8 protein-coding genes and 1 pseudogene are annotated in these 10396 nt (G+C 72.2%); 4 read left to right on the top strand and 5 right to left on the bottom strand.

The features are described 5' to 3' along the window. The 5 genes and pseudogenes from H1A17_RS31765 to H1A17_RS31745 form a co-directional block, all read right to left on the bottom strand. A pseudogene (locus H1A17_RS31765) lies at positions 1-183 on the bottom strand (hypothetical protein); the annotation flags it as partial. Then, entirely contained in the window at positions 180-1061 is an 882-nt protein-coding gene (locus H1A17_RS31760) for a carbohydrate ABC transporter permease (RefSeq protein ID WP_145919747.1), read from the bottom strand. The gene H1A17_RS31760 and the pseudogene H1A17_RS31765, both read right to left, overlap by 4 nt. Then, the gene (locus H1A17_RS31755; RefSeq protein WP_194823604.1) at positions 1061-1939 is read right to left on the bottom strand and encodes a carbohydrate ABC transporter permease; all 879 of its coding nucleotides are present in this window, start codon (positions 1937-1939) and stop codon (positions 1061-1063) included. The genes H1A17_RS31760 and H1A17_RS31755 overlap by 1 nt, the downstream gene beginning before the upstream one ends. A 79-nt stretch (positions 1940-2018) precedes the next feature. After that, complete coding sequence (locus H1A17_RS31750) at positions 2019-3362, bottom strand: ABC transporter substrate-binding protein (protein ID WP_145919745.1); 1344 nt, start codon at positions 3360-3362, stop codon at positions 2019-2021. A gap of 16 nt (positions 3363-3378) precedes the next feature. Next, positions 3379-4497: a LacI family DNA-binding transcriptional regulator gene (locus H1A17_RS31745; RefSeq protein ID WP_145919744.1), complete on the bottom strand. Its 1119-nt coding sequence runs from the start codon at positions 4495-4497 to the stop codon at positions 3379-3381. Positions 4498-4734: 237 nt separating this feature from the next. Between H1A17_RS31745 and H1A17_RS31740 the strand changes: the two genes are divergently transcribed. The 4 genes from H1A17_RS31740 to H1A17_RS31725 all read left to right on the top strand — a co-directional run bounded on the left by H1A17_RS31740 (position 4735) and on the right by H1A17_RS31725 (position 10348). After that, positions 4735-6063 (top strand): Gfo/Idh/MocA family protein, encoded by a 1329-nt coding sequence (locus H1A17_RS31740; RefSeq protein ID WP_194823603.1) that lies wholly within the window; start codon positions 4735-4737, stop codon positions 6061-6063. 78 nt (positions 6064-6141) lie between these two features. After that, complete coding sequence (gene uxaC / locus H1A17_RS31735; RefSeq protein ID WP_194823602.1) at positions 6142-7566, top strand: glucuronate isomerase; 1425 nt, start codon at positions 6142-6144, stop codon at positions 7564-7566. After that, positions 7563-8867, top strand: a complete 1305-nt coding sequence (locus tag H1A17_RS31730) for an enolase C-terminal domain-like protein (protein WP_194823601.1) — start codon at positions 7563-7565, stop codon at positions 8865-8867. Before uxaC ends, H1A17_RS31730 begins: the two co-directional genes overlap by 4 nt. Continuing rightward, complete coding sequence (locus H1A17_RS31725; protein WP_145919740.1) at positions 8858-10348, top strand: mannitol dehydrogenase family protein; 1491 nt, start codon at positions 8858-8860, stop codon at positions 10346-10348. Before H1A17_RS31730 ends, H1A17_RS31725 begins: the two co-directional genes overlap by 10 nt. The last annotated feature ends 48 nt before the right edge of the window (positions 10349-10396 follow it).

The raw sequence follows: 10396 nt of genomic DNA, 5'->3' as shown, positions 1-10396 counted from the left end.
GGTCAGCCGGTCGTGCACGGCGGCGCTGGCGGTGGCCACGGCCGGCGCGAGGGTGAGCACCGGCAGCGCGGCCAGCGTCACGGCGAATCCGAGCAGCGCCAGGTCGGTGGCGTCGCGCAGGGTGTCCCGCCAGTCCCGGCGGGCCGGTACGGCGTCGTCGGACGCCAACGGGGCGGCGGTCATCCCTTCAGCCCGCTGGTGTTGATGCCCTCGACCAGCATCCGCTGGAAGGCCAGGAAGAACAGGAAGACCGGCAGCAGCGACAGCACCGACATGGCGAACATCGGGCCGACCGCGCTCTGGCTGGTGGAGTCGATGAACAGGGTCAGCGCCACCGGCACCGTGTAGTCGTCCAGGCTGGACAGGAAGACCAGTTGCCGGAAGAAGTCGTTCCAGGTCCAGATGAACGAGAAGATCGCGGTGGTGACCAGCGCCGGGCGGCTCAGCGGCAGGATGACGTGCCGGAAGATGCCGTACGGGCTGGCGCCGTCGATCTTGGCGGCCTCGTCGAGTTCGCGCGGGATGCCCCGCATGAACTGCACCATCAGGAACACGAAGAACGCCTCGGTGGCCAGGAACTGCGGGATGAGCAGCGGCAGGTAGGGCCAGTCCCCGCCGACCAGGCCGAGGCTGCGGAACAGGATGTACTGCGGCACGATCAGCACGTGGCCGGGGAGCAGCAGGGTGCCGATCATGACGGCGAACCAGATCCCCCGCAGCCGGAACCGCAACCGGGCGAAGGCGTACGCGGCGAGCAGGCAGGAGACCGCGTTGCCGACCACGGTCAACAGGCTGACCATGGCGCTGTTGAGGAAGAACGTGCCGAAGCTGAGGTCGAAGTTGCCCCAGCCGGCGGTGAAGTTGCCCGGGGTGAACCGTTCGGGCAGCAGGCCGACGTTGTTGACGATCTCTTCCTGCGACTTGACCGAGGTGCCCACCATCCACAGCAGCGGGTAGAGCACCACCGCCACGATCACGATCAGCACCAGCAGCCGGACGGCCTGCCGGCCGCCCTGCCGGCGACGGCCGGGCCGCCGCGCCGTCGAGGTCACCGCCACCATTACTTCTCCCCGTCGGAGTAGTGCACCCAGAACCGCCCGGTGCTGAAGAAGACCACGGTGATCAGGCCGATCGCGATCAGGAACACCCAGGCCATCGCGGAGGCGTAGCCCATCTCCAGGTCGGTGAAGCCTGCGATGTAGAGCTTCAGGGTGTACATCAGGGTGGAGTCGACCGGGCCGCCGGTGCCGTTGCTGAGCACGAAGGCGGCGGTGAAGCCCTGGAAGCCGTTGATGGTCTCCAGCACCAGGTTGAAGAAGATGACCGGGGAGAGCATCGGCAGGGTGACGTGCCAGAACTGGGAGAACCGGCCGGCGCCGTCGACGGAGGCCGCCTCGTACAACTCGGTGGGGACCTGCTTCAACCCGGCCAGGAAGATCACCATAGGTGCGCCGAACTGCCAGATGGCCAGCACCATCAGGGTCTGCAGCGCCCAGTCCGGGTCGCTGACCCAGGGCAGCCCCTCGATGCCGAACAGCGCGAGGAACGAGTTGAACGCGCCGTCCCGGTTGAACATGTTGACCCAGACGATGGCCAGCGCGACGCTGCCGCCGAGCAGGGACGGCAGGTAGAACAGCGCCCGGAACAGGCCCACCCCCCGCCACGCCCGGTTGAGCAGCAGCGCCACCCCGAGGGCTGCGGCCAGCTTCAGCGGTACGGCCACCAGGGCGAAGGTCACCGTCACCCGCACCGCGTGCCAGTACGACGGGTCGGCGGTGAACATCCGCTCGTAGTTGGCCAGCCCGACCCACTCCACCTCGGACAGCGGGGTGAGGATGTCGTAGTTGGTGAAGCTCAGCCAGAGCGAGAGCAGCATGGGGATCGCCGTGACGCCCATCAGTCCGATGAGCCAGGGCGAGAGGAATACGTAGCCCGCCAGACCTTCGGCGTGCCGGTCCGGCCGGGCGCCGTGGTGAGGGCCACGGGGCCGGCTCCTTTCGTCGTCCGTGGTGCGCCGGTCAGGCGATCGCGGACTTGCAGGCGGCGAGGAACTGCTCGGCGGCCTGTTCCGGGGTGGCCCGCTGGTACTGGACGTTCTCGGCGGCCTTGACCAGCTCGGACTTGACCTTGCTGTGTCCCTTGATGGGCACCTGTGGCGACTGGCCGAACTTCTGCGCCAGCTCGGACTCGACCTGGATGGACTGTTTCATGGCCGGGTCGGTCACCGTCTCGCTGACCGTGGCCCGCAGGTCCATGTTGGACGGCAGGCCCCGGTCGGTGCCGAGCAGCGCCACCGCCTCCGGGTCGTTGGCCAGGAAGTTGATCACGTCGACGGCGGTGTCCCGGTGCTTGCTGCCCTTGAACACCGACCAGTACATCGAGGCGCGGGCCCACTGGGCGCTCGGGTCGCCGGGGTAGGCCACCACCCCCAGCTCGTCCTTGGTGTTCTTCTTCAGGTCCGGCATCTGGTTGACCCAGACCCAGGAGGTGGCGGCCTTGCCGGTGACCACGAGCTGCTTGGTCACGTCGCTGGCGTTGCCCTCGTGGATCACGTCGGGGGTGGGGGTAGCCCCCCGGTCCCGGGCGCCCTTCCACAGGGTGAACCACTTCGTCACGTCCTCGGCGGTGAAGCCGAGGTCCTTGCCGTTGTAGAGGTCCTTGCCCTGCTGGCGCAGCCAGACCCAGAACGCCTTGTAGTCGGCGCTCGGGTCCTGGGTGCCGGGGATCTTGGTCTTCTTGGCCACCTGCTCGGCCCAGGCGATGTGCTCCTCCCAGCTCTGGCCGGTGGTCGGCTCGGGCAGGCCGTTGCTGGTCAGCAGGGTCTTGTTGTAGACCAGCCCCTGGGTGTTCTCGCCGGAGGCCACCCCGGCCAGCTTGCCGTCGACGACGCCGTACTCCAGCAGGCTCTTGGGGAACTTCGACACGTCGAGCTTGCCGGAGTCCTGGTAGCTCTTGAGGTCGAGCACGGTGCTGCGGCCGGCGTACTCGGCCAGGTAGTTGTCGTCGATCTGGAACAGGTCCGGCGGGTTGCCTCCGGCGGTGAGGGTGGCCAGCTTGTCGAAGTAGCCCTGGTTGGCCTGCCAGGTCTTCTCGAACGTCACGTTCGGGTGCTTCTTGGTGTAGAGGGCGAGGGCGTCCTCGGTGAGCTTGGCGCGCGCCTCACCGCCCCACCAGAAGACGGAGAGTTTGACCTGCCCGTCGTCACCGGCGGAGTCGTCGCCGCCGCAGGCCGCCGCGCCGAACATCAGCGGCACGGCGACGGCGGTGGCGACCACGCCGCGCAGGAATCGACGACGGGGCACGGGGGTACGGTGGTGCGGTTCGGCCGGCGTGCCGGCGGTGGGGGACGTTGCGGGGTGCATGCGCTCACTCCTCGGGTTAGGAGGCGACGACGCCACCGGTGGTCACGGTCGGGCCGCCCGGGTCCGCAAGGCGATGCGGACCCGGGCCATCCGGATCGGAACCGGGACGGGATCGACCGGGTACGGGTCCGGTCGAGTCGCGAATGACCAGTTCGGTCTGGAGCATTACCTGTGCGGTGGTACGACGGTCACCGACGGCCGCTGCCCGTCCCGCGCCGCGCGGGCGCGGGTCGGAGTCGTGTTGCAGCAGCATGTCGACGGCCGTCCGGCCGGCGGCCGCGGTTGGCGTGGCCACCGTCGTCAACTTGGGGCGGGTGAGTCGGCTCAGCGCGATGTCGTCGACGCCGACCACGCTGACGTCCTGCGGCACCCGGATACCGAGGTGGTCGAGCCCCTCGATCAGCCCGATCGCCATCAGGTCGTTGTAGGCGAGCACGGCGGTGACGCCGCTGTCGCGTACCTGGGCGGCCAGTTCGCCGCCGCCGGTCTCGGTGGGCGGGTTGGGCCCGAGCACGGTCAGCTCGGCCCCGCCGGAGCGGGCGGCGGCGCCGGCCGCCCGACGCATCTGCTGGTTGGTCCAGGAGCCGCGCGGCCCGCCGAGCAGGGCGAGCCGCCGGTGGCCGAGGCCGAGCAGGTGCTCGATCGCGGCGCGCGCCCCCTGACCGACGTCCATCATCACGCAGGGCAGGCCGGTGACCTGCCGGTTTATCACCACCACCGGCACCTCCCGGCTGACCTGCTCGATCAGGCCGTTGCTCATCCGGGGGCTGCACAGCAGCACCCCGTCGACCTGCTTGGCCAGCGCGTGGACCAGTTCCTCCTCGGCGGCCGGGTCCTCGTTGGTGTCGGCCACGAAGACGTGGTAGTCGCGGTGCCGGGCCTGCCCCTCGGCCGCCTTGATCAGTGGCGGGAAGAACGGGTTGGCGATGTCGGCGATGATCAGGCCGATGTTGTGGGTACGGCCGGTGATCAGGGCGCGGGCGGCCCGGTTGGGTCGGTAGCCGAGGTCCTCGGCGCAGGCCAGCACCCGGCCCCGGGTCTCCGGGTTGACCAGGTGCGGCGCCGAGAAGGTGCGGGACACCGTGGAGATGTGCACGCCCGAGGCCCGCGCGACGTCGCGGATGGTGGCTGGCACGGGCGGCCCTCTCGTCGATGGTGTGGTCGGGGTCACGTGGGTGCCGCCAATTAATGCAAACGGTTGCTCCACTGTCAACGGGCGATTGTTGCAGGTCGATTGCGGGGGCGCTCCTGCCATGCCCCCTTAAGCGCATGAACCGGGATCTATGCCACGGGATTGGCATCGATCGTTGACGTGCTCTTCACCGACGTGGTTTCTTCACTGCAAACCTTTGCAGCCACGGGAGGTCCACGGATGTCACCACCAGCCACGCCGCGTCGACGGCACGCCCTCGTCGGCACCGGGGCGCGGGCGGAGATGTTCGTCCGGGCCCTGGTCACCGCGCACGCCGACACCGCCGAGCTGGTCGCCTTCGCCGACGTCAACCAGACCCGGATGGACGCCCACAACCGGTGGCTGACCGAGCTGGGCCATCCGGCCGTGCCGACGTACCCGGCCGCCGACTTCACCGCCATGCTCGCCAAGGAACGGGTCGACGTGGTGCTGGTGACCAGCGTCGACGTCACCCACGACGAGTACATAGTGGCGGCCCTGCGGGCCGGCTGCGACGTGGTCACCGAGAAACCGATGACCGTCGACGCGGCCCGCTGCCGGCGCATCCTCGACGCGGTCGCCGAGACCGGCCGGCAGGTCACCGTCGCCTTCAACTACCGCTACAACCCGTTGCACGAGCAGGTCAGGAGGCTGCTCGCCGACGGCGCGGTCGGCGAGATCGGCTCGGTGCACTTCGAGTGGCTGCTCGACGTGCGGCACGGCGCGGACTACTTCCGCCGCTGGCACCGGGACAAGGCCAGCTCCGGCGGGCTGATGGTGCACAAGGCCAGCCACCACTTCGACCTGGTCAACTGGTGGCTCGACGCCACCCCGGTCGAGGTGTACGCCGCCGGCCGGCTGTTCTTCTACGGCGACACGGGCCGCCGGCACGGCTACGCCCGCGACTACGACCGGGCGCACGACTCCCCCGCCGCCGCCGACGACCCGTTCGCCCTGCGGCTGGCCGACCATCCCCGGCTGCGTGAGCTGTACCTCGACGCCGAGGGCGAGGACGGCTACCGGCGCGACCGCAACGTCTTCGCCCCCGGGGTGAGCATCGAGGACGACATGGCGGTGCTGGCCCGCTACTCCACCGGCGCGACGATGACCTACCACCTCACCGCCTACGCCCCCTGGGAGGGCTACCGGGTGATGGTCAACGGCAGCCGGGGCCGGCTGGAACTGGAGGTGACCGAGAGCGACTTCGTCAGCCCGGCCGCCGCCGGGGCGCTCAAAGGGGCCGCCCTGCACGGCGACGAGGCCGCCGCCGAACACGGCGCGGCCACCCTCACCCTGCGTCCGTTCTGGGCCCCGCCCACCCGGATACCGGTCGAGGGCTACACCCGGCAGGGCCACGGCGGCGCGGACGTCCGGATGACCCGGGTGATCTTCGGCGGCGAACCGGACCCGCTGGGCCGGGCCGCCACCGCCCGTGACGGGGCGCTGGCCCTGCTCACCGGGCTGGCCGCCAACCGGTCCTTCGACACCGGCGAACCGGTCCGCGTCGCCGACCTGCTCACCCTGCCCTGACCGGCGGCCGGCCACCCGCCGTCCCCGCGCCCGCCCCGAACCGCCGACCCTCCGCCCGTACCCGAGGAGTCCCCCGACGTGCCGACCTCTCCCGACCTGCTCCTGCCGACCGACCCGGGCGTCCGGGCCATCGCCCGCGAGCTGTACGCCCTCGCCGGCCCGCAGCCGATCATCTCGCCGCACGGGCACGTCGACCCGGCGCTGCTGGCCGAGGACCGGCCCTTCCCGGACCCGGCCCGGCTGCTCATCGTGCCCGACCACTACCTCACCCGGATGCTGCTCAGCCAGGGGGTGCCCCCGGCCACGCTGGGGGTGCCCAGCGTCGACGGCAGCCCGGTGGAGACCGACGGCCGGACCATCTGGCGACGCTTCGCCGACCACTGGCACCTGTTCCGGGGCACCCCGTCGCGGCTGTGGCTGGAACGCACCTTCAGCGAGGTGTTCGGGGTGGACACCGCGCTGACCCCGGCCACCGCCGACGCCGTCTACGACGAGTTGGCCGCCCGGCTGGCCGAGCCGGAGTTCCGGCCCCGGGCACTGTTCACCCGGTTCCGCATCGAGGTGCTCGCCACCACCGAGTCCCCGCTGGACGACCTCGCCGCGCACGCCAAGCTCGCCGCCGACGGCTGGGGCGGGCCGGGCGGCCGGGTGGTCACCACGTTCCGCCCGGACAACGTCGTCGACATGGAGTTCGACGGCTGGGCCGACAACGTGGCCCGGCTCGGCGAGGTGGCCGGCGTCGACACCGGCACCTACGCCGGCTACCTGGACGCGCTGCGGGTCCGCCGGGCGGCGTTCGTCGCGGCCGGCGCGACCTCCTCCGACCACGGCCATCCCACCGCCCGGACGCTGGCGCTCGACGCCGACGAGGCGGCGCGGCTCTACGACCGGGGCCGGCGCGGGCTGGCCGACGCCGCCGACGCCGAGGCGTTCCGGGCGCACATGCTGGTGGAGTTCGCCCGGATGTCGCTCGACGACGGGCTGGTGCTGCAACTGCACCCCGGCGCGGTGCGCAACCACAACCGCCGGCTGTACGCCACCCACGGCCGCGACGTCGGCGGGGACGTCCCGCACGCCACCGAGTACGTGCACGCGCTGGCCCCGCTGCTCGACGCGTACGGCAACGACCCGCGGCTGCGGGTGGTGCTCTACACCCTCGACGAGTACACCTTCACCCGGGAGCTGGCCCCGCTGGCCGGCGGCTACGCCGCGCTCTACCTCGGCGCGCCCTGGTGGTTCCTGGACTCCCCGGAGGTGCTGCGCCGGTTCCGGGAGGCGGTCACCGAGTCCGCCGGGTTCTACAACACCGCCGGGTTCGTCGACGACACCCGCGCGTTCTGCTCCATCCCGGTCCGCCACGACGTGGCCCGCCGGATCGACGCCGGGTTCCTGGCCCGCCTCGTCGCCGAGCACCGGCTGACCGAGGACGAGGCCGCCGAGACGGTTGTCGACCTGGCGTACCGGCTGCCCAAGAAGGTCTTCAAGTTCGGGGGGTCCGCATGAGCACCACGATCACCGACGTCGACGTGCACGACGTCCGGTTCCCCACCGCGGCGGCCGGCGACGGCTCCGACGCGATCAACCGGGGTGACTACTCGGCCAGCTACGTCGAGCTGCGCACCGACGGCGGCCCGACGGGCGCCGGGTTCACCTTCACCAACGGCCGGGGCAACGAGATCACCTGCGCCGCGATCGAGGCCCTCGCCCACCACGTCCGGGGCCGCACCGTGGAGGAGATCGCCGCCGAGCCGGTGGCGTTCTGGCGGTCCCTCACCGCCGACGTGCAGCTGCGCTGGCTGGGGCCGGAGAAGGGGGTCATCCACATGGCCTCCGGCGCGCTGGTCAACGCGGTCTGGGACCTGCGGGCCAAGCTGGCCGGCAAACCGATGTGGCGCTACCTCGCCGAGCTGCCCACCAACGAACTGGTCGCCAACGTCGACTTCCACCACATCACCGACGCGCTCACCCCCGACGAGGCCGCCACCCTCCTGGACAAGGGGCTGGCCGGGGCGGCCGAGCGGCTCGCCGTGCTGGAACAGGACGGTTTCCCGTCGTACACCACGTCGGTGGGGTGGTTGGGGTACCCGGACGACAAGGTGCGGGCGCTGACCCGCGAGGCGTACGCCCAGGGGTGGCGGGCGATGAAGATGAAGGTCGGCGGCCCGCCCGCCGACGACCTGCGCCGGGCCCGGATCATCCGGGCCGAGATCGGCCCGGACGCGCTGCTGATGATGGACGCCAACCAGGTGTGGGACGTCGACGAGGCGATCACCAACATGACCGCGCTGGCCGAGGTCGACCCGTACTGGATCGAGGAGCCGACGCACGCCGACGACATCCTCGGCCACGCCCGGATCGCCCGCGCGGTGACCGGGCTGACCGACGGCCGGTGCCGGGTCGCCACCGGCGAGGTCGCCGCCAACCGGGTCATCTTCAAGCAGCTGCTCCAGGCCGAGGCGATCGGGGTGATGCAGATCGACGCCTGCCGGGTCGCCGGGGTCAACGAGGTGCTGGCCGAGATCCTGCTCGCGGCGAAGTTCGGGGTGCCGGTCTGCCCGCACGCCGGCGGCGTCGGCCTCTGCGAGTACGTGCAGCACCTGGCGATCTTCGACTACCTGCGGGTCGGCGCCAGCCTGGACGGGCGGATGGTCGAGTACGTCGACCACCTGCACGAGCACTTCGTCGACCCGGTCCGCACCCGGGGCGGCCGGTACCTGCTGCCCACCGCCCCCGGCTACAGCGCCACCATGCGCCCCGAGTCGATCGCGCGGTTCCGGTTCCCGGACGGCCCGGTGTGGCGGTGAACGGGGGCACCGACCGGCTGGGCCTGGCCACCCTGCGCCGGCTGCCCGAGCAGAGCCGACCGCTGGTCCGGCCGGGCACCGTGCCGGCCGGCATCGTCCACCTCGGACTGGGCGCGTTCCACCGGGCCCACCAGGCGGTCTGCACCGAGACGGCGATCGGCGCGGCCGGCGGCGACTGGGGCATCGTCGGGGTCGCCCCGCGCAGCACCACGCTGGTCGAGGCCCTCGCGGCACAGGACGCGCTGTTCAGCGTCACCACGCTGGCCGCCGACCGGTCGGCGACCCGGGTGGTCGGCGCGCTGGCCGGGGTCCGGCACGCCGCCAGCGACCCGGCGGCGGTGGTCGCGCTGCTCGCCGACCCGGCGATCCGGGTGGTGACGCTGACGGTGACCGAGAAGGCGTACCGGCTCGACCCGGTCTCCGGGGCGTTGCGCAGCGACGACGAGCTGACCCTCGACCTGACCACCGACCGGCCCCCGGTCACCGTGCCCGGACTGCTGGTCCGTGGGCTGCTCGCCCGCGCCGCCGCCCAGGCGGGGCCGATCGCGCTGGTCAGCTGCGACAACCTGCCGTCCAACGGGCGTCGGCTGCGCGGCCTGGTCCGGCAGTCGCTGGCGCTGGCCGGGGTGCCGGACGCCGTCCAGGACGCCCTCGCCGGGCAGGTGAGCTTCCCCGGCACGATGGTGGACCGGATCGTCCCGGCCAGCACCGGCGAGACGCTGGCGAACGCCCGCGCCGCGCTGGGGGTGACCGACCTGGCGGCGGTGGCCGCCGAGCCGTACCTCCAGTGGGTCATCGAGGACGACTTCCCCGGCGGCCGGCCCCGGTGGGAGCAGGCCGGCGCGGTGCTGACCACCGACGCCGGCCCGTGGGAGCGGCTGAAGCTGCGCGGCCTCAACGGCGTCCACTCGGCGGTGGCCTACCTGGGGGCGGTGGCCGGCCGCGAGACGATCGCGGACACGCTGGCGCTGCCCGGCCTGATCGACGTGCTGCGCCGGTTCGTCGCCGACGACGTGGCCGAGAGCTTCACCCCACCCGAGGGGACGACGGTCACCGGGTACGGCGACGAGGCGCTGGCCCGGTTCGCCAACCCGGCGATCCGGCACCGCACCCTCCAGGTGGCGATGGACGGGTCGCAGAAGCTGCCGCAGCGGGTCCTGCACACCGCCGTCGACCTGCGCGCGCAGGGCCGTCCGGCGTACTGGTCGGCGCTGGTCGTGGCGGCCTGGCTGCGGTTCCTCGACGGGCGGGCCGACGACGGCACGGCGCTGCCGCTGGACGACCCGCTGGCCGACCGGATCACCGCCGTGCTCGCCGCCGCCGACGGCACCGCCGACGGCGCGGTCGGGGCGGTGTTCGCCCTGTCCGAGGTGTTCCCGGCCGCGCTCGCCGAGGACGACGGGTTCCGCACCGACGTGGCCGGCTGGCTGGGCGCGCTGCGGAGCCACGGGGTGGCGGCGGTCCTGGCCGGTGCGGCGTGACGGGCCCGGTGCCGCCGACCGCCGCCACCCCGTGGCTCCGCAGCGCGC

The organism is Micromonospora sp. S-DT3-3-22 (genome assembly GCF_015354745.1).
In the GTDB taxonomy this organism is placed as follows: Bacteria; Actinomycetota; Actinomycetes; order Mycobacteriales; family Micromonosporaceae; genus Micromonospora; species Micromonospora wenchangensis.
Note: the sequence above shows the minus strand (reverse complement) of the source record. Positions and strands in the feature narration are given on the sequence as shown.